Source organism: Micrococcoides hystricis, from assembly GCF_042434215.1.
In the GTDB taxonomy this organism is placed as follows: domain Bacteria; phylum Actinomycetota; class Actinomycetes; order Actinomycetales; family Micrococcaceae; genus Micrococcoides; species Micrococcoides hystricis.
Window position 1 is genome coordinate 227,029 of the sequence record NZ_JBHLUB010000001.1, and the last position, 23,188, is coordinate 250,216.

The following is a 23,188-nucleotide window of genomic DNA, read 5'->3' on the forward strand; positions in this document are numbered from 1 at the left end:
TAATGAGCACCGCCAAATCATATCGGGAAGACTTTGCACGCTTCTTCGAGGAACCTTCGCGGGAAAGCTTCCGTTCCTTGCTCTCCTCCCATGTCGGAGAAATCGAGCAATTGGATTTCAAACAAGCGTGGCCGGCATGGATCAAGGTGGCTCGCCATGTGTTGGCCTTCGCCAACTCAGGTGGAGGCACCATGATTGTCGGGGTGGCTGAGAACCCGGATGGGTCAGTCACACCTTTGGGACTGGAAAACCTCGTGGACAAGGCAGAAATTCAAAACGCCTTGGAACAGTTCCTGCCGCAGGAATTGGTTTTCGAAGTGCTCGATTTCAGTTTCGAAGAATCTGAGTATCCGGCGATCCGTGGCAAAAAGTTCCAGGCCCTCTTGGTGGAAGACAGACCGGATCACGTGCCATTCCTAGCGACACGGGACGGCTCCGGCATCTCCGACTCGGTGGTGTACGTTCGTCGCGGCACCTCATCCATCGCGGCCAATCACCGGGATCTGCAGCGGCTGATCAACCGCCGTATTGAGACCGGCCACTCGTCAAATCCATCACTGGATTTATCCGAGCATCTAGAACATCTGAAGCTGCTCTATCTAGAGGTCAACAGGTATTACACCCGAAGCTACGGAACGTACCTGGACACTTTAGAAGAGTACGGTCGGGCTGCGGCCGAATCGGCAGAGTCGGCCTACCCGGACCAGAGCTACGTCGAGTTCTTGGTGTCGGCGCTAGAAGCGAAGCAGGCTAGCATCCGCAACTTCCTTGATGTCTCCATCGAGCACGGCGACCCAGAGGGGGATCTACCGGCCGTCCAGTAGAAGGTCCTCGGCCTCTTCATCGCTCAAGGAACCATCCCGGCGGCGTTTGACCTTCTTCACGTCTGGCCGCCACGCCGCGTGGCGGTGGGTTTCTTCCTCACCGTATTCCAGTTGGGCCTGCTCCTCAGCGAAAGCGGTGCGGCGGGCCGCGTAACCGTAACCGATGAAACCAAGTATTCCGAAGAGGAACCACTGCCACGAATAGCTCAGGTGTGGGCCCTCATCCGTTGAAGGGCGCAGCAACGGTTCTGGCATTGTCGCCGCGGCAGGGTTTTCCTCCACCAACTGCCCGTAGCCAGCCTGAGCCACGGGGTAACCAACCTGGTCTTGGTATTGGTCAAGATTGATGGTGGCAAGCTGGCCGTCGGGAGCTTCACGATCCAACACCGGCTCGCCGGCCTTGGCCCGAACCACGATGGTGCTGGTGGCTCCGGTTGCTGCGGTGTCTACCGGCAGCGGTATCTCATCGGGCTGACCGTGCTCGTTGTTGCCGATCGGCAGCCAGCCACGACTGACGACAATGGTGGTCCCTTCAGTCGTGGTGAACGGGACGGTTGTTTCGTAACCGGGTTGGCCACCGCGCGTTCGGTTACGAATGATCACCGCGTCATCGACGTGGTAGGAACCTCTCAGTTCTACCGGGGTCCATTCGTCATCCGATTCGTAGTCGGTGAAAATCCTGATCCCGGCGGCACCGGTCAGGGGAGTGGCATCGTAAACAGCGTCGATCTGACCAATCTGTGCTTGACGGTATTGGTGCCTGTCCATCTGCCACGTACCTAAGAAATAGGTGGCCACGGCAAAGAGGCAAGTCAACAGGAAAGCGCCGATCCACTTGCCGGTCAGCAAGAAGCTGTAGCGGCGCCACCACGGTGCGCGCACGTTTGAGGACTCAGTCACCGTGTTCCTTCCGTTGCTCGGCCGGCTCTTCCAAGGGGACCGTGTCTTTGAAGAAGTTGCGCTCTTGCAGGTATTGGGTCAGCCACGCTTGGTGTTCGGGGCACGCCAACCATTCTTTGCGACGGCTGGGCTCGTGTACACGTGGATTGTTCCACAACAGCCGTACGCTGGCTTGGGCGGTGCACCCGGAACGCGAGCATTTCAAAAAGCCCGGTCCGGAGAAGAAATCAGTGATCGGACGGCCCTCCAGATGAAGGAACATCCCGGGGCGGCACGACCCACGAACGAGTGTTCGGGGAGTAGGTGGTGCCTTCGGCCGGTCTGGGGTCAGGTCCCGTTGAATCGTTGCTGGCGTGGGAAGCAGGTGTGCTCTCCTGTTGCCTGCGCTGATGTCGGAAACTGGAGGAAGCTAACACCGAGGATTCTGCCGGCAGAGCCAATTGTGTCGGGTGTGTCGGAGCGGGCTGAGGTAGTGCGCGGTTGGTTGGGATTCGAGCGTAGGAGCCGGGTTGGTGTTCGGCAGTGTTGCCCACATTGGCTAACACCACGGCAATGTACGGCAAGAAGATCGCGGCAGCGAAGCAGAGAATCTGCACAATCCCGGTGGTGAAGAACGCAAGGATGAAGCAGAGCAAACGGATCCCCATCTGGATGCCGTAACGCACCATCCGCTGCTTCAAATCCACATGAGAGGATTCTTCAGCATCGGTGATGGATTGAACCTGCAGCTCAGGTTCGACGGGAACTTTTTGTTTGCGCACAATAAAACTATTCTCCCACCTTGTAGGTTCTGTTTCATCTTTTGGTGAGGCACTCGTGACAAGATAGAAGGCAGCAACCCCTGCCCATACACGTAGATGAAGGATTTTGTGTGAGCGAAGCAACAACCGGTCGAAGTGTTCTGATCACCGGCGGCAACCGCGGCATTGGCTTGGCCATCGCCAAAGCTTTTCTAGCCAACGGCGACAAGGTGGCGATCACCTCTCGATCCGAGGTGACAGACCTGCCAGCAGGCATCCTAGCCGTGAAGGCAGACGTGACGGATGAAGCCTCGGTAGACGCCGCATTTAAAGAAGTCGAAGCCGCGCACGGGCCGGTCGAAGTTCTGGTCGCCAACGCAGGCATCACCAAAGACACCCTGCTGCTACGCATGAGCGAAGATGACTTCACCTCTGTTCTGGACACCAACCTCACCGGTGCCTTCCGGGTGCTCAAACGCGCGTCCAAGGGCATGATTCGGTTGAAGAAGGGCCGGGTTGTCCTCATCTCCTCGGTGGTCGGACTCTACGGATCCCCGGGGCAGATCAACTACGCATCCTCCAAGTCGGGCCTAGTCGGTATGGCCCGGTCGCTGACCCGCGAACTGGGTGCCCGGAACATCACCGCCAACGTGGTTGCGCCAGGCTACGTGAATACCGAGATGACCGATGTGCTGCCGGAGGAGACCAAAGACCAGTACATGAAAGCCATTCCGGCTGGACGTTTCTGTGAACCGGAAGAGATCGCCAACGTCGTCCGCTGGGTTGCCTCTGACGAAGCCAGCTACATCTCCGGTGCCGTGATCCCCGTAGACGGCGGACTCGGCATGGGCCACTAACGTTACGTTTTTGACAGGAAAAGATACGCAATATGAGTAAACAACAAGACCTGACCGGCCGCGGCATCATCGTCACCGGTTCTTCCCGCGGCATCGGTGCCGCCACCGCCCAGCTCCTTGCAAGCCGAGGCGCCGGAGTCGTCATCAACTACCGGCAGAAAGCCCCGCGGGCGAACAAAATCGTCTCAACGATCACCGAAGCCGGCGGCAAAGCCGTAGCCGTCGGCGCAGACCTCACCACGGATGAAGGCCGGGCTGCGCTGATTGATGCCGCCGTTGAGAACTTCGGCAAGCTCGATGTTCTGGTGCTCAATGCCTCCGGCGGTATGGAATCCGGCATGGGGGAGGACTACGCCCTCAAACTCAACCGGGATGCCCAGCTGGAAATGGCCAAGGCCGCCGCCGAAGTCATGTCGGACGGCGGACAACTGGTGTTCATCACCTCCCACCAAGCCCACTTCATCAACGAAGTGGACACCATGGACGCGTACGAGCCGGTCGCTCGCTCCAAACGCGCCGGGGAAGACGCACTGCGAGAATTCATCCCTGAACTGGATGCCAAGGGCATCAAACTCGTCGTGGTTTCCGGTGACATGATCGAAGGCACGATCACCGCGACTCTCTTGAACCGACTCGAGCCAGGTGCGATCGAAGCCCGCCGTGAAGAAGCCGGCAAACTCTACTCGGTAGAAGAATTCGCTGCGGAAATCGCTGCGCTAGTCGGCCGAACCGACCTAGAACAAGGCCACACCGAACTTGTCGGCGGGGCACAAGGCTTCATTAAGAACTAAACCTCTCAACAGAGACAAAAGCTGGCGGGTTCAGAACTAATATGTTCTGAACCCGCCAGCTTCTTTACGTGCTGAAAAGAGCTCTACAGCCCGGTCACCAACGCGGCTAAGTCGAGTCGACGGTCGCGCAGCACAACATCAGCTGCTTCCTTCAATGCTGGCTTGGCGCAAAATGCCACCCCAAGACCGGCTGCGGCCAGCATATCTAGATCGTTGGCCCCGTCGCCGATGGCCATCACATGTGTTGGAGAAATATTGAACTCTTCGGCCCACTGCTGCAACATCTTGGCTTTGGTAGCCCGGCCCACCACGTCGCCGATGACACGCCCGGTGAGCTGTTCACCGTTGCGATCACGTTCGGTCTCAAGCACGTTCGCTTCGTAGCGATCAAGTTCCAACGCCTCAGCGATGGGTTTGAGAACTTGCACAAAACCACCGGAGACCACACAGACCGGCCAGCCACGGTCCTGGTAAGAACGAACAAGTTCGGTAGCGCCCGGGGTGAGACTGACTCGGTTTTGCTGCACGTCTTCAATAACACCCAACGGCAACCCTGCCAAGGTCAGACAACGAGCGTGCAAGGATTCTTCGAAATCGAGTTCGCCGCGCATCGCAGCTTCAGTGACGGCTGCAACCTCTGCTTCTTTGCCCGCGTGGGCAGCCAACTGCTCGATGACTTCTTCGTTAATCAGGGTGGAGTCCACGTCCATGATGAGCATGCGCCGCTCAGCGGTAATGTGCTCGGAGGAAACCACGGCGATACGCAGGTTGGAGGCCTGTTGTCCGCTGAGGGCTGTCTCCAACAAGGTCAACAATTCCTTGGTGTTGACTTTCTCCGTGGTGCCCACCCAAAAACGGTGCGCGACCCAATGCTCGTGGGGAGCCGTGGGGTGCTCTTGCCAGTTGCAGCTGACGGCGGAGAGCGACTTCGTGACGATTTCGACCGCGGCGTCCAGCTGCTCCTGTGCGGCACGACGTTGCTTCTCATCGGACAAGACGTGGTAGATCGTAACCAACGTGGTCGCGGGGCAGGCTGCTGAGAACTCCTCCGGTAGCGACACCGGAGCGTGGAAGGACGATTCAGACATGGTTCAACCGTACCTAAATGCAGCAGGGCACCGAGAATTTGAGACTGCCGAGCCGGAGTGTTTTCCTGAGGTTCGCCTTTCGTGGCATAGTCTTAAGGCCATGAGTACTGTCTTGGAGTTTTCTGACGTTGATGTGCTGCGGGGACGAAAATATCTGCTGAAGAACATTAACTGGTCTGTGCAAGAGTCGGACCGCTGGGTTGTTGTTGGCCCAAACGGGGCGGGGAAGACCACCCTATTGCAGCTGGCCGCGGCACGGATGCACCCCACCAAAGGTCAGGTCGACATCCTTGACGAGACGATGGGCAAAGTCGACGTTTTCGAGTTACGCCCACGCATTGGACTCTCCTCGGCAGCGCTGAACACACTGATCCCAGAATTTGAAAAAGTCATCAACGTAGTGGTGACCGCATCCTACGGGGTGACCGGACGCTGGCGTGAAGAGTACGACAAGATGGATTTGCGTCGAGCCTACGAGCTGCTTGATGAGTGGGGCATGGGTGCTCTCATGAATCGCAAGTACGCCACCCTCTCTGAGGGTGAGCGCAAACGAGCGCAGATCGCTCGTGCGCTGATGACCGACCCGGAGCTGCTGCTGCTGGACGAACCGGGCGCCGGATTAGATCTTGCCGGCCGCGAAGACTTGGTGAAAAAACTCAGCGAGCTCGCCGCAGATGAATACGCACCCACCACCATTGTGGTGACGCACCACCTCGAAGAGATCCCGCCCGGATTCACCCACGCACTCTTGATCAAAGAAGCAGAAATCGTCGCCGCTGGACCGATCAAGGAAACCCTCACCGAGGACAACCTCAGCGAAACCTTCAGCCGCGATCTGAAAGTGACGGAAGCCTCCGGCCGGTACACCGCGATCGCGCGCTAAACAAGAGTGCGCTGAGTCCTGTGGACCTCCTTTCGATCGTTCTCATCGCGCTAGCCGGATTGTGGGCCGGAACCATCAACGCTGTGGTGGGATCCGGCACCTTGGTCACCTTCCCGGTGCTCGTCGCGTTGGGGTACCCGCCCGTCACCGCGACGATTTCCAACGCCATGGGGTTGATTGCCGGAAACATCTCCTCCTCGTGGGGATACCGGCGAGAAATCTTCCAGGTGCGGCACACTCTGGCCAAGTTGTTACCGGCCTCCCTGATCGGTGGTATTGCCGGGGCTAGCTTGCTTTTGCATCTACCGGAGACGGTGTTCTCCTATGTCGCCCCGGTACTGATTGTGGTGGCGCTGCTGTTAGTCGCCTTTCAGCCCAAGCTCGCCGAACTGGTTCGCTCCCGCAAGCCCGCCACTCCCAACACTCCGAAAGTCCCCGCGGTCTCGTTCGGGTTGCTGGCAGCGGTCTTCTTCACCGGGATCTATGGAGGCTATTTCGTAGCGGCCCAAGGTGTGCTGCTCATGGGCATTCTGGGTGTTTTGCTCAACGGTACCCTGCAGCAAGCTAACGCCCTGAAAAACATTCTGGTACTCGGCGTGAATGTCATCGCAGCCATTTCGTACCTGCTCTTCGCGTTCGACCGGATCGAATGGTTCGTGGTGGCTGTCATCGCCGTGTCTTCCTTCTTGGGCGGACATTTGGGGGCGCGGATCGGTCGGAAATTGTCACCGCTGGCCTTGCGCAGTGTGATCATCATCTTGGGCTTGGTGGCTCTCGGCGTCATGGTCGCACGGTTGGTCACGGGTTCGGCCTAAAAATTTCTGCGCGTCGATTTCCACTGCGGCCAAAACAGGCGTAAAGTTATTAGCTGGTTCAAAACCCACAATCTGTGATGTGGATGTGCGAACCACCGATAATCTTTTGCCTTGGTTGCTGGCAAAATCCAGTGGCCCATACAAGGAAGAAAACATGAAAGCTGAAATCCATCCAGAATACGGACCGGTCATTTTCCACGACCTGGCTTCCGGCGAAAAGTTCCTGACCCGTTCCACCGTGACCACTGCAGAAAAGACTGAACAGTGGGAAGACGGTAACACCTACCCGGTCATCGACGTTGAAATCTCTGCTGCTTCCCACCCGTTCTACACCGGCAAGCAGCGCATCCTCGACTCCGCTGGTCGCGTCGAGCGCTTCAACGCTCGCTTCAAGGGTTTCGGCGGCAAGAAGTAAACGCCACCCATCTTTAGCACTGAGGCTCCCCACCGAATCTGGTGGGGAGCCTCAGTCGTTAACGCAATTTCGTGCCGCAGTGCCGCAGTGGGCGGACCCTAGCGCATGTCCTGTTCAGATGGTTGGTCAGCAGGGTCTCGTCCGACCATCCATGGAGCCTGAATCATGAGGTCCTCATCGTCTTCATCGCGGTGCTGCTGAGCTGGCACTGCGGCGTAAGAAACTTTTCCGGCAGAGTCACGGAGGGCAAAGCCCACTGCCAGAGCGGCAAAGAAGAGTGAGCCGATGCCGAAAGGATTGGCGATGGCTGCGGCCATGCCCGCATACTCCGGCCCACCAAAGTGTTCCAACATGCTCTTGGCTTCCGGAGTGCCGAAATCTGGGCAGAGAAAACCGAATACGGTTGCCGCAAGCAGTGAAAGAAGGAAGAAAATCGCGGCCCGATTGCTCAACCCGTGGCCGTCCTTGGACCGTCGCACCCAGGGGACCCACACGATGAGCAAGTAGACAACGAGCAGTACCGGTAAAGCGGTAAAGCTGAAGATCATTGTCATGGTGCCGTCAATGCCGAACAGTTTTCGACCCGCTGTGGCCCAAAGGGGAACCACGATAGACAGAACCATGCCGACAGCTGTCATGGCTCGTGAGAATCCTGAAGAGTGCATACTAAATACCCTATAGGATTGGCTACGTGATGGATCATAAACATGGTGAGTACAAGGTTCCTGGCGGCAAACTGGTCATCGCTGATTTACAGATCAGCGACGGGAGAATCCATACCGCCAACCTCAATGGAGACTTCTTCCTCGAACCGGATGATGTGTTGCAGGACTTGAACTCCGCACTGCAGGGACTGTCAGTGGAGTGCTCTTCTAAGGCGATTGTCGAGTCCATCGATCGCGCCTTGAAGGCTCGTGACGACGAACCAGTGTTGTTCGGAGTCGACCCAGACTCTATTGCGATTGCGGTGCGTCGGGCACTAGGCAAAGCCAGCACCTGGGACAGCCACGAATGGGAAGTGATCCCAGCGACACCGCTGCCCATCACCACCCAAGTCGCACTGGATCAGGTATTGACCGAACGTGTCGGCGCCGGGCTGCGGAAACCTGCCATGCGGCTGTGGCAGTGGACTGAACCCGCAGTGGTGATCGGCTCCTTCCAGTCACTGCAAAACGAGGTGGATGCAGAGCAGGCCGAACGGCACGGGGTGAAAATCGTCCGCCGGATCTCCGGTGGGGGAGCGATGTTCATGGAAGCTGAAAACGCTGCCACCTATTCGCTCTACGCCCCGCAGTCGCTGGTAGACGGGTTGTCCTTCACAGACTCGTACCCATTCCTTGATCAATGGGTCATGGAAGCCTTAGCCGGCATCGGGGTGGAAGCCTTCTACAAGCCGCTGAACGACATTGCGACCCCTGAGGGCAAGATTGGTGGTGCGGCCCAAAAGCGTTTGGCCAACGGCGGGCTCCTGCATCACGTCACCATGAGCTATGACATCGACGCGGAGAAGATGACCCAAGTGTTGCGGATCGGTCGGGAGAAAATCTCCGATAAGGGCATTGCTTCGGCCAAGAAACGCGTCGACCCCTTGCGCCGCCAGACGGGTTTGAGCCGTGCAGAGATCTACGACAGTCTCATCGAGACTTTCGCCACCAAATATGGAGCTCAGCGAGGAGAGATCTCCGCTGAGGAACTTGCTGCAGCCGAGAAGCTCGCCGCAGAAAAGTTCAGCTCCCACGAGTGGACCGCCCGAGTCCCCTAAAACCACTCAGATTGAATAGGGTCCCGGGTATGGAGCAGCAACGCGCAACACCCGGAGCGTGCGTCGGGCCTGGTCCAGCTCCTCGGTAACGATGCGTCGCAAAGCTTGCGGCGCATCAGGGTGCTCTTCCAACCAGGCTTGGGTCTTGAGCACGACCGGATTGACGTGGTCATCTCCTAGGCGGGAGTCCAGCGTGCGTGGGAACAAACCTGCGACCATGCGGGTGGCGATCCCGATCGAGTGCTGTTCCCAGGCGGGGCCAATCCAGCTCAGGTACTGATCGTGATAGGCCTGCAGTAATTCTGGTTCGGCACACTGAAAACCGGTAATCGTTGCGCTCAAAAGTTCGTTCGATAACGTGCCCGAGAAAATCCGTTGCCACGCCGCTTCTTTGGCTTCGGGGGTTGGGATAGCCGCACATGCCATTGCGAAACCGACCTCAGTGGCCGTGTTTGGACGTTGTGCCCGAAAACTGGCCAACTCCTCTTCGGTTGCGGCTCCTTGCCGGGCAAAAGCGGTGAGGGCCGACCAGCGCAACCCATCGGTGCTGGTGACCGAACCGAGTTTCTCACCGACCGGGGTTTGTAGCAGTTCTTCAAGCCATTGGTCGGCAAGGTCAGTGCATTGGGCGGCAGCGACAATAGTCTTTGCTGCCGTCATTTGTTCTTCCTGGCTCAAAGCGGGCAGCATCTGGAGCAGGTTCTGGGCGACGGCACTGGAGGCATTCCCGCGATCACAGGGCACCACATAGCGTTCCAACGCCGTGATGATGTTGTTGTTGACGGCAGTGAAAAGGGTGATCGGTTGTAGCTGGGGCAGCAATTCCAAAGCGGTCTTGATGTAAGAGACCGCAGGCAGCTCGGCATCCCGGACCATGTTCCACAATCCCGCCCAGATGGTCGCATTAGCCAACTCGTCTTCTGTGACGCCGGTCAGTACGCTTGATAACTCCGTATCGGCAAAACTGATCTTGGCGTACGTTAGGTCTTCATCGTTCGGTAGCGTCAACACGGACGCGCGAGAGCTGAAACCAGGTATCGCTGTCTTGGCGGACTCCAGCGTCACCTCGTGAGTGCCCACGCGCAAATACGGGCTAGTGCCGGTATCGAATACGCCAACTTTGAGCGTGTGCGGACGAAGACTCTGAGCGCCGCTGCATGGATCCGTGCCGGATTGTTCAACATGCCCATCCCGAATGGCCAAAGATTGGACACCGCAGGTGGTGAGCCAATCTTGCGCCCACTGGCTCATGTTGCGACCGGAAGCCGAACTGAGCTCTGTCAAGAAATTACGCAAGGTTGTATTGCCCCAAGCGTGTTTCTTGAAGTACTGCCTGGAGGCCTCTTGGAACGCCGCAGGACCGACGTAGGCGACCAGTTGCTTCAGGACGGAGGCGCCCTTGGCATAGGTGATGCCGTCGAAGTTCTGTTTGGCCGCTTCAAGGTCGGGGATATCGGCAACGATGGGGTGCGTTGTGGGCAGCTGGTCCTGTTCGTACGCCCAAGCTTTGCGGCGCACAGCGAAAGATACCCAAGCACTGGCAAATTCAGGGACGGCCTCCACAACTGCCAAGGTGCCCATGTAGTCGGCGAAGGATTCTTTCAGCCACAAATCATCCCACCAACGCATTGTGACCAAGTCACCGAACCACATGTGGGACATTTCGTGCATCAAGACTGTTGCCAGCGATTCCCACTCGGTGTGGGTCGCGCCTGGTTCGAACACGAGCCGGTCGTTAAAGGTAACCAGACCCGGGTTTTCCATCGCCCCGAGGTTGTATTCAGGTACGAACGCCTGATCGTATTTACCCCACGGGTAGGGGTAGTCGAAGTACTCTTCAAAGAAATCCAGGCCCAGTTTGGTCCAGCGGAAGAGGCGTTCGTGATCGAAACGATCCCGCAGTGATTGGCGGCAGTACAGTGCCAATGGGATGGAGCCGTGGGAGTCGGTGAATTCGGCGTAAGGTCCAGCCAGCAACGTGGTGATGTAGCTGGACATGAGTGCAGTGGTGCCGAATTTTACTTCCACTGATCCGGCGGTTGATTGCGAGCGGCGCACCGGTTCCATATTGGAGGCGAGCACCCAATCATCAGGCCCGATCAGCGTGAAATCGAATTTAGCTTTCAGATCCGGTTGTTCGAAGCAGGCGATCACTCTGCGCGCATCGGCCGGTTCATACTGCGTGTACAGGTAGATCTGCTGATCAGCCGGGTCCTGATACCGGTGCATGCCTTCGCCACTGCTGGAGTAGCGTGCGTGGCCGGTGATGACCACGGTGTTATGGGCTTTTAACTCCGGCAACCGGATGCGGGCAGGCCCGACGTGCTCAGCCAGATCCAAGGCAGTGCCGTTTAACACAACTTCGTCGACGCCGGCGTTTATGAAATCTACGAAGGTTTCGGCGCCGGGCGTTGAGCAGGCAAAAGTGATGGTGGTTGTCACCGGGAAGGTGCTTGTCTGCAGGTCCTTGGCATCACGAAGATCGATCACAGCGGCAATCGTGATTGGCTCGGCTCCTGCAGGGCTGAGGAGGCCAGCGCGAACGCTGGCCTCCTCTCGAGTCAGATTTTCTCGCGCCAGAAAACTCGCCATTGAGTCACCGGCGCTACCAAGATATGAAACAGGACTTTCAGACATGTTTCATACTGTACTGCCTAACTTACTTACGGGGAACCTTTTGCCCCTTCGCCAAGACGGTTAGGCCTGATTCGGTCACGGTGAAACCGTTTGCCGCATCTTCTTCGCGATCAAAGCCAATGCGGGCTCCCGGTGGGATCACCACGTTCTTGTCAATGATCGCGCGCTGCACCACGGCGCCTTCTGCAATGACAGCACTATCCAGAATCACCGAGTCCTTGACCGTGGCGCCCTTTTCGACCCGAACATCGGTCGACAGAACCGACTCCATGACAGTGCCCCCGGTGATCACCACACCCTGGGAGAGCAAGGAATCGTAGGCCGAACCCGCGGTGCCATCAGCAGCGCGGACGATCTTCGCCGGTGGTGAGTGCTGTTGGCGCGTAAAGATAGGCCAGTCCTGGTTGTACAGGTTGAACTCCGGCAACGGTTTGATCAAGTCAATGTTCGCATCGTAGTAGGAGTCCAAGGTTCCGACATCACGCCAGTAGTGAGACGTCGGGCTATCAGAGAGTGGTTCACCTTGGATGGAGTTGGTGGTGAAGTCGTAGACACCGCATTCACCCTTGGAGACAAAGTAGGGGATGATGTCTCCACCCATGTCGTGGTCGGTGTCCTCTTGCTGGGCATCATGTTCCAGCGCAGAAATCAGGGCGTTGGTGTCAAACACATAGTTACCCATAGAAGCGAGGAACTGCGTGGGGTCATCTTCCAAGCCTTCAGTGATATCCGGTTTTTCCACGAACTGTTTTACCTTGCGTGGGTCCGCAGGATCGGTCTCGATGACGCCAAAGGACGAACACAGTTCCATGGGCTGGCGGACGGCGGCAACGGTGGCTGCCGCTCCGGACTCAATGTGGGACTGGACCATCTGAGAGAAGTCCATCCGGTACACGTGGTCGGCACCGATGACCACAACGATGTCGGGGCGAGCGTCATAAATGAGGTTCAACGACTGGTAGATCGCGTTTGCGGAACCGAGGAACCATTCTTTGCCACGACGCTGCTGGGCTGGAACCGAGGCCACATAGTTCTGCAGGTGGGTGGACAGTCGCCATGTTTCAGAAATGTGACGGTCCAAGGAATGGGACTTGTACTGGGTGAGCACCACGACCTTTAGGTACCCGGAATTAACCAGATTCGACAATGCGAAGTCGATTAATCGATAACTGCCGCCGAACGGTACCGCAGGCTTGGCGCGGTCTACCGTCAATGGCATCAGTCGCTTACCTTCCCCACCGGCTAGAACGACTGCTAATACACGTTTGCCGTGCATACGTACCCCAATTCTTGTTTAGTTGTATCGAATGTGGTCGTGACACCTTCCCTTTCACAGTAGTCGTTTTTGTCCGGCTTGGACTAGGTTAGAGGTGTGCGTGTAGACATTGTGACTAAAGAATTTCCGCCAAATATCTACGGAGGAGCCGGCGTTCACGTCGCTGAGCTATCCCGTTCGCTTGCGCGTCATCTGACGTTAAAAGTGCATGCATTTGGCACAAACGTTGAACCGAACTATCACGGCGCCGAGGTTTTCGGTTATGCCGACCCCACGGACCTGGCTGAGGCCAACGCCGCAGTACAAACATTGGGCACGGATCTGAAAATGCTTTCCGGACTCGCCGGAACCGACCTGATCCACACCCACACTTGGTACGCGAACATGGCCGGGCACCTAGGGGGACTGCTCCACGGCGTACCCCATGTCCTCTCAGCTCACTCACTCGAGCCGTTGCGCCCGTGGAAAGCTGAGCAACTCGGCGGTGGCTACCGTGTCTCCTCATGGGCAGAAAGCACCGCCTACCACTCAGCCGCCGGCGTGATCGCCGTGTCGGCGGGCATGCGCGAGGACATCCTGCGGTGCTACCCGGACATCGACCCGGACAAGGTCACCGTCATCCATAACGGCATCGACACCGAATTCTGGACACCAGACCACGGCACCGACGCGCTGAGCAAGTACGGCATTGATCCTGCACGACCGATCGTGTCTTTCGTCGGCCGGATCACTCGGCAAAAGGGCGTTCCCTACCTGCTTCGTGCCGCTGCAGAGCTGCCTGCCGAAGTCCAACTGGTGCTCTGCGTCGGCGCGCCGGACACCCCAGAACTAGCTGCTGAAGTTAACGGGTTGATTGACGAACTCAAAGCGACCCGTTCGGGCATCGTCGTGGTCGAAGGGATGATCCCGCGAAACGAAGTCATTCAAATTCTCACGGCCTCGACCGTCTTCGCCTGCCCGTCGATCTACGAACCGCTGGGCATCGTCAACCTGGAAGCCATGGCCTGTGAGACGGCGGTCGTCGCCTCCGCTGTAGGCGGCATTCCGGAGGTCGTGGCTCCTGGCGAAACCGGTGAACTGGTCCATGTCGAACAAGTCCAAGACGGCACCGGGACACCGGTGGATGAAGACAAGTTCGTGGCTGATTTCGCGGCAGCCCTCAATAAGGTTCTCGCCGATGAAAAACTGGCCGAAAACTATGGCAAGGCTGGCCGGCGCCGAGCCCAAGAACATTTCTCTTGGGATGCCATTGCCGAGCAGACCATTGAGTTCTACCAGCACGTGTTGAACAGAAGCTAGAACTTCGTTTTCTTAGCTACGACAAAGCCCCGAGATCTGCCATGCAAACCTCGGGGCTTTGCGTTGTTTAAGGACGGTCTACTTCTTCTTTAGTGACTTCTCCGCAACCGGGGCATCGGCGCTTGCTCGCAACTGCCGGTAGTATTCGGCAGCTTCTTGCTGACGGACTGATTCAGCGTTGGTGGCTACTGTGGAACGCAGGTGACGATCTTCCAGACCGAAGCTGTCAACCAGCTCCTGGGTGAAGGGCCGGATCCGGTGCAGCAATCGATTGATGTAGCTGCCCAAGGTCCGGGCACGGTTCACCGAGATGCGGCCATTCATCAAGTACCAGTCTAGATTCTCTTCAATGACGGTCAACGCGTATAGGTCCCGAACCCAGCGCAACACTTGGACGGTTTCCTCACCGGCGCTCTGTGGCAGCCTCTCGAGTGCCCGAGTGAACGCTTCCCACGTGATGAGATCGGCATGGGCCTTGGCCATTTCGATCAGTTCGACCTGATTCTGGTTGAAGGTGCGTGCCTGGGTGGCCGGATCCGCTTTGGCCACGGTCATGAGTTTGCTGCCGACAGCATTGACCATGGTTTCAACGCGGCTGGACAGCAACCCGTGTTGGACATCGTCATTCTTGAACCAGTTGGCGGATTTGCGTTCTGATCCGGTGTCCGCGACCGCCTGCATCCAGCGGGACAAACCACTGCGGTAGTAGACGGCTTCACGTGCGTGACCGGCCACGAACTTCGAGATGGTCCCGAAATTGAAGGTCTTGAACTCGTCGGCAAAGTCTCCCAGCAGACGTTTGGCGACCAGCTGCAAGAGCACGTTGTTATCGCCTTCGAAGGTCACGTAGATGTCAAGATCGGCCCGCAGGGAAGCAAACCGGTTCTCGGCCATGAACCCGGCACCGCCGCAGGCTTCGCGCGCTTCTTGCAGCGTATCTAGGGCATGCCAGGTCGACTGTGGCTTCAGCGCAGCCGCCATCGTCTCGAGGTCTTGGCGGTTCTCATCGGTGTCGTTTTCGCCAGAGAAGACTTCGTGGAACTTGGTGAGCAGCTCCTCGTGCGCAAAGCCCATGGCGATCGTTTTGGCCAGCCGCGGTAGCAACCGTTTCTGATGTAGCTGGTAATCCAGCAGCAGCTGCTCTTCGATGTCAGAGTCCGTGGTGAATTGGCGGCGCTGTTCCGCGTACCGCAGCGCGGCGGCCAATCCAATCTTTGCGGCGACCACAGAGGAACCGTCCAACGAAACGCGGCCTTGCACCAAGGTGCCCAGCATCGTGAAGAAACGGCGGCCCGGGGAGGCGATGTCAGAGGAGTAAGTGCCGTCTTCAGCGACGTCCGCATACCGGTTGAGCAGGTAGTCCCGGGGAATCCGGACCTGATCAAAAGCCAGTCGGCCATTATCAATGCCGTTCAGGCCGCCTTTGAGCCCGTCATCTTCACTGCGGACCCCGGGCAGCATATTGCCTTGGTCATCACGCAAATGCGCGTAGAAGCAGTGCACGCCGTGGTTGACACCTTGGGTGATGAGCTGGGCGAAGACCACGGCGTCTTTGCCGTGAAGGGCTGCGTTGCCCAAGTATTCCTTGGTCGCCGCACGGAATGGGGTGTGCAGAACGAATTCTTGTGTTTGTGGATCATAGGTGGCGGTGGTGCCAATAGCGGAGACATCCGAGCCGTGCCCGATTTCCGTCATGGCGAACGCGCCGGGCACGGACAGGTCCATGATCCCGGGCAGGAAACGCCGGTGGTGGCTTTCGGTGCCCAGGTGCAAGACTGCTGCGCCGAAGAGTCCCCATTGTACGCCGGCTTTAATCTGTAGGGACGGGTCTGCGATGACAAGCTCGGTGAAACCGGCAATGTTGCCGCCAGGATCATTGTTTCCGCCAAGCTCACTGGGGAAGGCCCGGTGCACGGCATTGGCATCAACGAGAATCTGCAATTGTTGCAGTACCCGCTCACGGTGTTCTGCCATGGGCAGGCCCTCAATCTTGATGAGCTCCTCTTGGGCGGCCAGCTCGCGGGCTTCCTGGCGGATCTCGGCCCAGCGCCCCAGTTGCCACTGTTTGAGTGCTTCCACATCAAGCTGCGCACTACTGAGTTCTACATCTTCTGCCGGTTCGGCTAGGAGGTGTTCGTCGTCCGGTTCAATGACGTCGGTGGGGTGGTGTGTCGTCATGGTTACTTCACTTCTTTCGGTGCGCGTTGCTGGCGGGATAGACCCAGCAGGAGCCATTCGGTGATGCGATCTGTCATCGCGGTGAGATCTGGTGTTTGATCGGTTTTCGGTTCAGCCAACCATGCCTCGCCCGTAGCCCGGACCAGACCAATGGCGGCTTTCGGCCACAGCCACGACAGTTCGTCCGGGGTGAAGTCGGGTGCTACGGCACTGAGGTGTCTGCGGTAGTGGATGGAAAATTGTTCTTCCAAGGTGGCGAAAAGACCGGCGAAGGAATCTGTGGAGTCGGTGACCCCGGAGATCCGCTCCGTGACGAAGAAATACACATTGGGTGAGGCAGCAGCCATCGCGAGATAGCTGTGCACCATGGAGCGCATTCCTTCGGCGGGGCTGGTGCCTACGGTTTCGTCAGTGGTGAACATCGGAACCATCTCGTCGCTGATGAGTTCAGCGAGCGCAGCCTGAAGTCCGGACTTGTCGCCGAAATACCGGTAGAAGACGCTCTTGGAGGTCCCTGCGGTTTCTGCGATGTCATCCATAGATACGTTCGGGCCACGACGGTGGACAGCCTTGCGTGCCTGATGCAGCAATTCGACCCGTCGGGCCTGCCGGTGAGATTCCCAGCGCGCAGTGCGTCCGTCGGGAGGATCTGCGCGAAAATTCGTCGCCTTGGTATTCACGATACTGAGAGTATCAGGTACTGTTGGAGTTGGTAAGACCTTTTCGTGGCACCGATCACATCGGAAACCTTCAAGGAGTTGTACGTGTCAGAAGCACAACCTACGCTGCACAATGTCGTTATTGTTGGCGGCAACCGTATCCCGTTTGCCCGCTCCAACACTGCTTACACCCACGTCACCGAACAGCAAATGATGACGGCTGCACTCGATGGCCTCATTGCCCGTTACGGTCTTCAAGGTGAACGGATCGGTACCGTCGCCGGTGGCGCGGTCATGAAACACCCCAAAGACTTCAACTTGATGCGCGAGTCGGTTCTCGGTTCTGCACTGGATCCGCAGACCCCGGCCGTTGACGTTCAGATGGCGTGCGCGACCGGTATGGAAGCTATTGGTTCGCTGGCCAACAAGATTCGTTTGGGCCAGATCGCCTCCGGGATCGGCGGCGGTGTGGATTCAGCCTCCGATGCTCCGATCGTGGTTTCCGAACAGTTGCGCACCGCGCTGCTGGAACTCAACCGCGCCAAGACATGGCAGCAGAAACTCAAAGCCGTCACCAAAATCAGCCCAGCCGCATTGCTCCCACAGGCACCGGGTATCGGTGAACCGCGGACCGGATTGTCCATGGGTGAGCACATGGCCCGCACCGCAGCGCACTGGAAGATCACCCGGCAAGAGCAGGACGAGATTGCGGTTGCCTCGCACCACAATCTGGCTGCCGCTTACGAACGTGGCTTCTTCGACGACCTGATGACCCCATTCCACGGTCTGACTGCGGACAACAATTTGCGCGCCGACACCTCCATGGAGAAACTGGCCAAACTTTCTCCGGTCTTCGGTAAATCCCTCCCGCAAGAGGCCACCATGACCGCTGGTAATTCAACCGCACTGACTGATGGCGCCTCCTCGGTCCTGTTGGGCTCAGAAGAGTGGGCCGCAAGTAAGAACCTGCCAATGCTGGCGAACTTCGTGGACTTCGAACTGGCTGCCGTGGACTTTGTTGACGGCGCCGAAGGCCTGCTGATGGCTCCAGCTCATGCGGTGGCACGGTTGCTGCAGCGCAACAACCTGACCTTTGCCGACTTTGACTTCTTTGAGATCCACGAAGCTTTCGCCGCAACAGTCGCGGCCCTGATGAAGGCGTGGGAGTCGGCCGAGTACTGCAAGCAGGAATTGGGTCTTGAAATGCCGCTGGGCTCCATTGACCGGAGTAAATTGAACGTCAATGGCTCATCCTTGGCGACCGGCCACCCGTTTGCCGCTACCGGTGGCCGCTTGATCGCCTCCACCGCCAAGCTGGTCGCCGAGCGTGGCGGACGTGCCTTGATCAGCGTCTGTGCAGCAGGCGGACAAGCCGTCGCCGCCATTGTTGAAAGCCGATAGGAACGTAAGGGTCTAACACCAGTGACAGATCGTTATTCTGATTTCATCAACACCCCCATCGGTAAGAAACTTGCCGGGGCGTTAGGGCTTCCGGCACCCGTGCCGCTGGAGCGCTACAACCCAGCCGAACCACAGGTGCCAGGCATGATCATGGCCATTGGGGAGTCGGCTGCCTTCGAACAGGTCGTCGCAGATCTTGTGGCCGAGCACGTGGATGTGCGGCGCAATCTCGCTCCACGGGACCGGCCCCATGCCGTCCTGATCGGGGTGGATCACGCCACCACGGTGGAGGAACTCGAACACGGACTCATGCAGGCGCAGGCTGCCGTGAAGTCCGTCGCCCGTAACGGCCGGGTCATCGTGATCAGCAAGCACCCAGAGCTCGCGACCGGTATCGAGGAACATGCCGTCGCAGTTGGGGTGACCGGGTTCGTGCGCTCGCTCGCCCACGAACTGCGCGCCGGCGCTACCGCTAACGGAGTCCAATTGACGGCGCAGCCCAGCAGCGGTGAGCTGACCGCGTTGACGCAGGCGGTGCGGTTCTTCCTATCGAAGCGGTCAGTGTTCGTCTCCGGACAGTTTTTGCCCGTGGACCCGAACCAGACTGGCGCCACTGTCGACCGGGTTCACCCTCTTGCCGGCAAGGTTGCCTTGGTCACGGGTGCCGCTCGCGGTATCGGTGCGGAAATCGCCCGCACGCTCTCCCGTGATGGAGCCACGGTCGTTGGGATCGACATTCCTGCCGCTGGCGATGCGCTGGCATCGGTGTGCAACGAAATTGGCGGGTTGGCCGTCCAAGTGGACATCACCGCCATGGATGCACCCGAGAAGATCTTCGCCGCCCTGAAGCAGCGCGGACTGAAAGCGGACATCGTGGTGCACAACGCCGGAATCACCCGGGACAAGTTGTTTGTCAACATGGACGCCATGCAATTCAACTCCGTGCTGGAAGTGAATTTGGCGGCCCAGCTGCGTTTCAACAAGGCTTTTCTCGGCTCCGATGTTCAGGGCGATGCACCCCGTATGGTCACCTTGTCCTCTACCTCCGGGATCGCCGGCAACCGGGGCCAAACCAACTACGCGGTCTCCAAGGCCGGGGTCATTGGCTTGGTGGAGTCCTCCGCGGCTGACTTTGCCGCTGCCGGTGGCAGTATCAACGCAGTCGCACCAGGTTTCATCGAAACCGAGATGACCTCGCGGATACCTTTTGCCACCCGAGAGGTGGCACGCCGATTGAACTCCCTGCAACAGGGCGGCAAGCCTGAGGACGTGGCCGAAGTGATTGCTTTCCTCGTCTCCGATGCAGCCGCCGGCGTCAACGGTCAAACGTTGCGGGTCTGTGGCCAGAATTTGGTAGGTGCATAAATGACAGTCCTCCAAACGATGCCGACGCTGGCCGCCTCGTACGGCCACGTGTTGGCCCAGTTTGCTAAGAAGAACTCGGCCAAAGCTATTGGTCGGGCACAGCAGCCCACGCTACAAGAGCTGCACTACGAAGTGCCGACTGTGGTGATCGAACCGGAAAAGCTAACAGATTATGCCAAAGTCTTCGGTACCGACCTCTCGGACCAAGTCCCCGCAGTGCTAGCGCACATCACCGGTTTTCCGCTCCAATTGCAGGCCATGGCTGATGATGCGTTTCCGCTGAACACATTGGGGATGATTCATCTCAGCCAAGACACCCGCTACCTGCGCCCGATCGCAGCAGGGGTGGCCTACCGATACCAGTGCACCGTCTCTGGTTACCGTCAGCACAAGCACGGCACCACGGTTGAGGTCACGCTGAACATCAGTGACGATCAGGGCGAGCTATACGCGGCAACTTCCGTCTACTTGGCCAAGGGCGCCCAGCTGGGAGCAGAGCCAGTTGAAGAGCGTGGCCAGACCCGCGACGTTTCGAGCCTGGTTCCACAGCAACAGTGGCGTCTGCTCGCGGACGCGGGCCGCCAATACGCTCGCCTCAGCGGTGACATGAACCCGATTCACCTGAACAAGCTGGCCGCCAAGGTCTTCGGGATGAAAGGTCAGCTCGCGCACGGCATGTACCTTGCCGGAAGAGCCCTGGTGGGTCGGGAACCAAAAGGTGCCGGTTTCCGCTACCAGATCGATTTCTTCTCCCCGGTCTTGCTGCCGAGTTCGGTCAGCGTCAACGTCCAACAAAACGGGGGCGTCCAAGAACTCATCGGTTTCGGCACCCGCAGTCAGAAGATTCACTTTGTGGCCGAACTAGAATCCCTGGCTACGGCCACGGACACTCAGGCGTTCTGAGACGAGCCCAAGTCCCGGTATAACTGCACTGACGTCGCGGCGGTCCGTTCCCAACTGAAAGCTTCAGCATGGGGGCGGGCCGCTTGCGCGTACTGGGCCACAAGGTTGGGGTGCAGCGCCCAGCGGTGCAGGGCTGCCGCCCAGGTGCGGGGATCGAGATTCGGCAACAATTCACCACTAATGCCATCTGCCACAGCAGCCGTGAGCCCGCCGACTCGGTGGGCGAGCACGGGGGTCCCGCACGCTTGGGCTTCAAGGGCAACCAGCCCGAAAGACTCACTGTGGGAAGGCATCACCACAACATCGGCGCCACGGTAGGCGGCTGCGAGCTCCTCGTGAACCAGCGGACCGATGAACTCTACAAGGTCCTCTAGACCGGCCGCACGGACTTGGGCCGGCAGGTCCATGCTGTGGTTGCCGGAGATGGCTCCGGTGATCAGCACTTTGACCGGCAACGGCGTGGCGCGTTTTTCTTGCCAACATTCCAAGGCGGAGACCAGAATGTCAGGCCCCTTCAATGGTTGCAGGCGGCCCGCGAACAGAATCTTCAACTCTTCTGCCTCCCCCCAGCGCCGCTTGGGCCCGGTGGGGGAGAAGCGTTCCAGATTGACCCCTGGCGCGATGACCTCGATGCGCTGCGGGTCGGCGTCATAGTAGTGGACGAGTTCGGCTGCTTCGGCCGCCGTGTTGACCACGAGGGCTTCGGCCTTGGCGCAAAGCTGCATCTCGGCCTCTTGGCGTGCCGGGTGCTCCAAGTTCTGAGCGTAAGAGCTGTTCTTGACCGCGGCGATCGTATGCATGGTGTGGACCAGCGGCAGGGTTTTGTCCGTCGTTGAGCTGAGCCGCTGCAGAGCCTCTAATCCGGCAATACCGGAAATCCAGTAGTGGGTGTGCACCGCATCGTAGTTACCGGCAGCGAATGCTTGCGCCAATTCTGCGGCAAACTCATCAACGAGATCGGCGATTTCATCTTTGCTGATGGGCTCAGCTGGGCCCACGCTGAGCTTGTGCAACGTGGGTTCCTGCGGGCTGTCCCAGCCGGCATCAACGCTGCCGTCATCACGGGTATACACGTCGACCTGATGCCCGGATGCCGCGATCTCTTCGGCCACCGAACGCACATACACATTCATGCCCCCGGCATCGCCTTGACCTGGTTGGGCGAGGGGAGAGGTATGCAGGCTCAGCAACGCGATGCGCATAGAAGCGATTCCTTCGGGGCGGATCAACAGTAGACGTATCATCAGCTTACCTGCATGCGGGACCCCTGACCGTCGGTGCACACCTGCGATAATGAGCCTCATGAGTGAAGCAACCTCCCTTGTTCCGACGTGGCCGAAGCTCGTGCTGCCAACCTTGAGAGCGCTCTCACAGGGGCGACGAATGCACCGCCGAGAAATCATTGATGCGGTCGCGAAAGAAGCCAATATCAGTGATGAGGCCCGCGCGGAGACGCTGAAGACCGGCGGTAGCCGATTCGAACAACGGGTGGGATGGGCCCTGAGTAACCTCGTCAAAGCTGCTTGGGTGGATCGACCGGAGAGAGGTTTCTACACCATCAACGAAGCTGGCAACGCGGCCCTGACAACATACCCCGAGGGGTTCACCAGGGAATTGGCGAAGGAAGTCTTTGCCCCGTTCTGGCCGACGCGCTCTCGACAGGTGACTGACTCAGACGTGGTCGAGTCGGCCAGTGACGAGGTTTCCGATCCGGTCGAAGAGATCGGAGACGCAGTCGAGAGGATCGAGAAGGAAGTTGGCGCCCAACTTTTGGCGCGGTTGCGTGAGGGGCACCCTGATTTCTTTGAACAGGCCGTCGTAGAGCTCTTACTGGGCATGGGGTATGGCGGTGCCGCCGGGCGAGGACGTCGAATCGGCGGTAGCCACGATGAGGGCATAGACGGGCTGATCGACCAAGATCCACTTGGCCTTGATCAGGTATACATCCAAGCCAAGCGTTACAAAGAAGGCAGTAACGTTGGGCGGGAGGCGATTCAGGCGTTCGTGGGTGCCTTGCACGGATTCGGTGCCTCCCGGGGAGTGTTCCTCACCACCAGTGCGTTTACCTCCGGCGCAATCGCCTACGCGAACAAAGTTCAATCCCGCATCATCCTCATTGACGGCGCCAAACTTGTGGAGCTGATGATTGCGTACCGCATTGGTGTTCAGGAGAAGCAAAGGTTCAGCATCGTAGGACTTGATGAAGATTACTTTCAGTGAGCCGGGCTGGCTCAAAACATGAAAATAGCCTCTGGTCCGATGATTACTCATGGTCCAGAGGCTATTTGCTCTGCGTGCGCGAAGGGGGACTTGAACCCCCACCCTCGATATGTGAGGACTAGCACCTCAAGCTAGCGCGTCTACCTATTCCGCCACTCGCGCAGAACGAATAAAA

22 protein-coding genes and 1 tRNA gene are annotated in these 23,188 nt (G+C 58.4%); 12 read left to right on the forward strand and 11 right to left on the reverse strand.

Annotated elements, in window-relative coordinates; all coding sequences use genetic code 11:
- The first annotated feature begins 2 nt into the window (after positions 1-2).
- Positions 3-824 (forward strand): AlbA family DNA-binding domain-containing protein, encoded by an 822-nt coding sequence (locus tag ACFFFR_RS01020; RefSeq protein WP_377457426.1) that lies wholly within the window; start codon positions 3-5, stop codon positions 822-824.
- On the opposite strand, the gene ACFFFR_RS01025 is transcribed toward ACFFFR_RS01020, so the two are convergent.
- From ACFFFR_RS01025 to ACFFFR_RS01035, 3 genes are read right to left on the reverse strand one after another with little or no spacing between them, the layout of a single operon-like run.
- Positions 807-1,724, reverse strand: a complete 918-nt coding sequence (locus ACFFFR_RS01025; protein ID WP_377457428.1) for an SURF1 family cytochrome oxidase biogenesis protein — start codon at positions 1,722-1,724, stop codon at positions 807-809. The genes ACFFFR_RS01020 and ACFFFR_RS01025 overlap by 18 nt on opposite strands.
- Positions 1,717-1,986, reverse strand: coding sequence for an acetone carboxylase (locus ACFFFR_RS01030; protein WP_377457430.1), 270 nt, complete (start codon positions 1,984-1,986; stop codon positions 1,717-1,719). The genes ACFFFR_RS01025 and ACFFFR_RS01030 overlap by 8 nt, the downstream gene beginning before the upstream one ends.
- Positions 1,952-2,485 carry a DUF3099 domain-containing protein gene (locus tag ACFFFR_RS01035; RefSeq protein ID WP_377457432.1) on the reverse strand — a complete coding sequence of 178 codons (534 nt, stop codon included), beginning with the start codon at positions 2,483-2,485 and terminating at the stop codon, positions 1,952-1,954. Before ACFFFR_RS01035 ends, ACFFFR_RS01030 begins: the two co-directional genes overlap by 35 nt.
- A gap of 110 nt (positions 2,486-2,595) precedes the next feature.
- Here ACFFFR_RS01035 and ACFFFR_RS01040 point away from each other — a divergent pair, with 110 nt between their 5' ends.
- Together ACFFFR_RS01040 and ACFFFR_RS01045 are read left to right on the forward strand one after the other, a co-directional pair.
- Complete coding sequence (locus ACFFFR_RS01040) at positions 2,596-3,321, forward strand: beta-ketoacyl-ACP reductase (protein WP_377457434.1); 726 nt, start codon at positions 2,596-2,598, stop codon at positions 3,319-3,321.
- Positions 3,322-3,353: 32 nt separating this feature from the next.
- On the forward strand, positions 3,354-4,112 hold the full coding sequence (locus ACFFFR_RS01045) for an SDR family oxidoreductase (protein WP_377457436.1): 759 nt from the start codon (positions 3,354-3,356) through the stop codon (positions 4,110-4,112).
- A gap of 83 nt (positions 4,113-4,195) precedes the next feature.
- Here ACFFFR_RS01045 and serB read toward each other — a convergent pair whose 3' ends face one another.
- Positions 4,196-5,200, reverse strand: a complete 1,005-nt coding sequence (gene serB, locus ACFFFR_RS01050) for a phosphoserine phosphatase SerB (protein WP_377457438.1) — start codon at positions 5,198-5,200, stop codon at positions 4,196-4,198.
- A 100-nt stretch (positions 5,201-5,300) separates the two neighbouring features.
- On the opposite strand from serB, the gene ACFFFR_RS01055 reads away from it, so the two are divergent.
- The 3 genes from ACFFFR_RS01055 (at position 5,301) to ACFFFR_RS01065 (ending at position 7,313) form a co-directional block, all read left to right on the forward strand.
- Entirely contained in the window at positions 5,301-6,083 is a 783-nt protein-coding gene (locus tag ACFFFR_RS01055; RefSeq protein WP_377457440.1) for an ABC transporter ATP-binding protein, read from the forward strand.
- A gap of 20 nt (positions 6,084-6,103) precedes the next feature.
- The gene (locus ACFFFR_RS01060) at positions 6,104-6,898 is read left to right on the forward strand and encodes a sulfite exporter TauE/SafE family protein (RefSeq protein ID WP_377457442.1); all 795 of its coding nucleotides are present in this window, start codon (positions 6,104-6,106) and stop codon (positions 6,896-6,898) included.
- Between the two features lie 154 nt (positions 6,899-7,052).
- Positions 7,053-7,313 carry a type B 50S ribosomal protein L31 gene (locus ACFFFR_RS01065; protein WP_377457444.1) on the forward strand — a complete coding sequence of 87 codons (261 nt, stop codon included), beginning with the start codon at positions 7,053-7,055 and terminating at the stop codon, positions 7,311-7,313.
- 98 nt (positions 7,314-7,411) lie between these two features.
- Here the strand turns inward: ACFFFR_RS01065 and ACFFFR_RS01070 are convergent, their stop codons facing one another.
- Positions 7,412-7,951, reverse strand: coding sequence for a hypothetical protein (locus ACFFFR_RS01070; protein WP_377457445.1), 540 nt, complete (start codon positions 7,949-7,951; stop codon positions 7,412-7,414).
- A 56-nt stretch (positions 7,952-8,007) separates the two neighbouring features.
- Between ACFFFR_RS01070 and lplAB the strand changes: the two genes are divergently transcribed.
- Positions 8,008-9,075: a lipoate-protein ligase LplAB gene (gene lplAB, locus ACFFFR_RS01075; RefSeq protein WP_377457447.1), complete on the forward strand. Its 1,068-nt coding sequence runs from the start codon at positions 8,008-8,010 to the stop codon at positions 9,073-9,075.
- A gap of 6 nt (positions 9,076-9,081) precedes the next feature.
- On the opposite strand, the gene pepN is transcribed toward lplAB, so the two are convergent.
- Together pepN and glgC are read right to left on the reverse strand one after the other, a co-directional pair.
- Complete coding sequence (gene pepN / locus ACFFFR_RS01080; protein WP_377457449.1) at positions 9,082-11,667, reverse strand: aminopeptidase N; 2,586 nt, start codon at positions 11,665-11,667, stop codon at positions 9,082-9,084.
- A gap of 67 nt (positions 11,668-11,734) precedes the next feature.
- Entirely contained in the window at positions 11,735-12,988 is a 1,254-nt protein-coding gene (gene glgC / locus ACFFFR_RS01085) for a glucose-1-phosphate adenylyltransferase (protein WP_377457451.1), read from the reverse strand.
- A gap of 96 nt (positions 12,989-13,084) precedes the next feature.
- Here glgC and glgA point away from each other — a divergent pair, with 96 nt between their 5' ends.
- On the forward strand, positions 13,085-14,287 hold the full coding sequence (glgA, locus tag ACFFFR_RS01090; protein ID WP_377457453.1) for a glycogen synthase: 1,203 nt from the start codon (positions 13,085-13,087) through the stop codon (positions 14,285-14,287).
- Positions 14,288-14,365: 78 nt separating this feature from the next.
- Here the strand turns inward: glgA and ACFFFR_RS01095 are convergent, their stop codons facing one another.
- Both ACFFFR_RS01095 and ACFFFR_RS01100 read right to left on the reverse strand, forming a co-directional pair.
- The gene (locus ACFFFR_RS01095) at positions 14,366-16,465 is read right to left on the reverse strand and encodes an acyl-CoA dehydrogenase family protein (RefSeq protein ID WP_377457454.1); all 2,100 of its coding nucleotides are present in this window, start codon (positions 16,463-16,465) and stop codon (positions 14,366-14,368) included.
- A gap of 2 nt (positions 16,466-16,467) precedes the next feature.
- The gene (locus tag ACFFFR_RS01100) at positions 16,468-17,145 is read right to left on the reverse strand and encodes a TetR/AcrR family transcriptional regulator (protein ID WP_377457456.1); all 678 of its coding nucleotides are present in this window, start codon (positions 17,143-17,145) and stop codon (positions 16,468-16,470) included.
- Between the two features lie 84 nt (positions 17,146-17,229).
- On the opposite strand from ACFFFR_RS01100, the gene ACFFFR_RS01105 reads away from it, so the two are divergent.
- Genes ACFFFR_RS01105 through ACFFFR_RS01115 form a run of 3 tightly spaced genes read left to right on the forward strand, consistent with a single transcriptional unit; the run spans position 17,230 to position 20,793 of the window.
- The gene (locus tag ACFFFR_RS01105) at positions 17,230-18,525 is read left to right on the forward strand and encodes an acetyl-CoA C-acetyltransferase (protein ID WP_377457458.1); all 1,296 of its coding nucleotides are present in this window, start codon (positions 17,230-17,232) and stop codon (positions 18,523-18,525) included.
- A 21-nt stretch (positions 18,526-18,546) separates the two neighbouring features.
- Positions 18,547-19,890: a 3-oxoacyl-ACP reductase gene (locus tag ACFFFR_RS01110; RefSeq protein ID WP_377457460.1), complete on the forward strand. Its 1,344-nt coding sequence runs from the start codon at positions 18,547-18,549 to the stop codon at positions 19,888-19,890.
- Positions 19,891-20,793, forward strand: a complete 903-nt coding sequence (locus ACFFFR_RS01115) for a MaoC/PaaZ C-terminal domain-containing protein (RefSeq protein WP_377457461.1) — start codon at positions 19,891-19,893, stop codon at positions 20,791-20,793.
- Here the strand turns inward: ACFFFR_RS01115 and ACFFFR_RS01120 are convergent.
- Positions 20,781-21,995, reverse strand: a complete 1,215-nt coding sequence (locus ACFFFR_RS01120) for a glycosyltransferase (protein WP_377457463.1) — start codon at positions 21,993-21,995, stop codon at positions 20,781-20,783. The genes ACFFFR_RS01115 and ACFFFR_RS01120 overlap by 13 nt on opposite strands.
- 100 nt (positions 21,996-22,095) lie before the next feature.
- On the opposite strand from ACFFFR_RS01120, the gene ACFFFR_RS01125 reads away from it, so the two are divergent.
- Entirely contained in the window at positions 22,096-23,013 is a 918-nt protein-coding gene (locus tag ACFFFR_RS01125) for a restriction endonuclease (protein ID WP_377457465.1), read from the forward strand.
- A 75-nt stretch (positions 23,014-23,088) separates the two neighbouring features.
- Here ACFFFR_RS01125 and ACFFFR_RS01130 read toward each other — a convergent pair.
- A tRNA-Leu gene (locus ACFFFR_RS01130) sits at positions 23,089-23,175 on the reverse strand.
- Positions 23,176-23,188: the final 13 nt, after the last annotated feature.

Bases quoted from the DNA above. Each gene is read 5' to 3' on its own strand.
- ACFFFR_RS01020 (WP_377457426.1), top strand. From the start codon at position 3: ATGAGCACCGCCAAATCATATCGGGAAGACTTTGCACGCTTCTTCGAG.
- ACFFFR_RS01030 (WP_377457430.1), bottom strand. From the start codon at position 1,986: ATGTTCCTTCATCTGGAGGGCCGTCCGATCACTGATTTCTTCTCCGGA.
- ACFFFR_RS01045 (WP_377457436.1), top strand. From the start codon at position 3,354: ATGAGTAAACAACAAGACCTGACCGGCCGCGGCATCATCGTCACCGGT.
- serB (WP_377457438.1), bottom strand. From the start codon at position 5,200: ATGTCTGAATCGTCCTTCCACGCTCCGGTGTCGCTACCGGAGGAGTTC.
- ACFFFR_RS01055 (WP_377457440.1), top strand. From the start codon at position 5,301: ATGAGTACTGTCTTGGAGTTTTCTGACGTTGATGTGCTGCGGGGACGA.
- ACFFFR_RS01065 (WP_377457444.1), top strand. From the start codon at position 7,053: ATGAAAGCTGAAATCCATCCAGAATACGGACCGGTCATTTTCCACGAC.
- ACFFFR_RS01070 (WP_377457445.1), bottom strand. From the start codon at position 7,951: ATGACAGCTGTCGGCATGGTTCTGTCTATCGTGGTTCCCCTTTGGGCC.
- lplAB (WP_377457447.1), top strand. From the start codon at position 8,008: ATGGATCATAAACATGGTGAGTACAAGGTTCCTGGCGGCAAACTGGTC.
- pepN (WP_377457449.1), bottom strand. From the start codon at position 11,667: ATGGCGAGTTTTCTGGCGCGAGAAAATCTGACTCGAGAGGAGGCCAGC.
- glgC (WP_377457451.1), bottom strand. From the start codon at position 12,988: ATGCACGGCAAACGTGTATTAGCAGTCGTTCTAGCCGGTGGGGAAGGT.
- ACFFFR_RS01095 (WP_377457454.1), bottom strand. From the start codon at position 16,465: ATGACGACACACCACCCCACCGACGTCATTGAACCGGACGACGAACAC.
- ACFFFR_RS01115 (WP_377457461.1), top strand. From the start codon at position 19,891: ATGACAGTCCTCCAAACGATGCCGACGCTGGCCGCCTCGTACGGCCAC.
- ACFFFR_RS01120 (WP_377457463.1), bottom strand. From the start codon at position 21,995: ATGCGCATCGCGTTGCTGAGCCTGCATACCTCTCCCCTCGCCCAACCA.
- ACFFFR_RS01125 (WP_377457465.1), top strand. From the start codon at position 22,096: ATGAGTGAAGCAACCTCCCTTGTTCCGACGTGGCCGAAGCTCGTGCTG.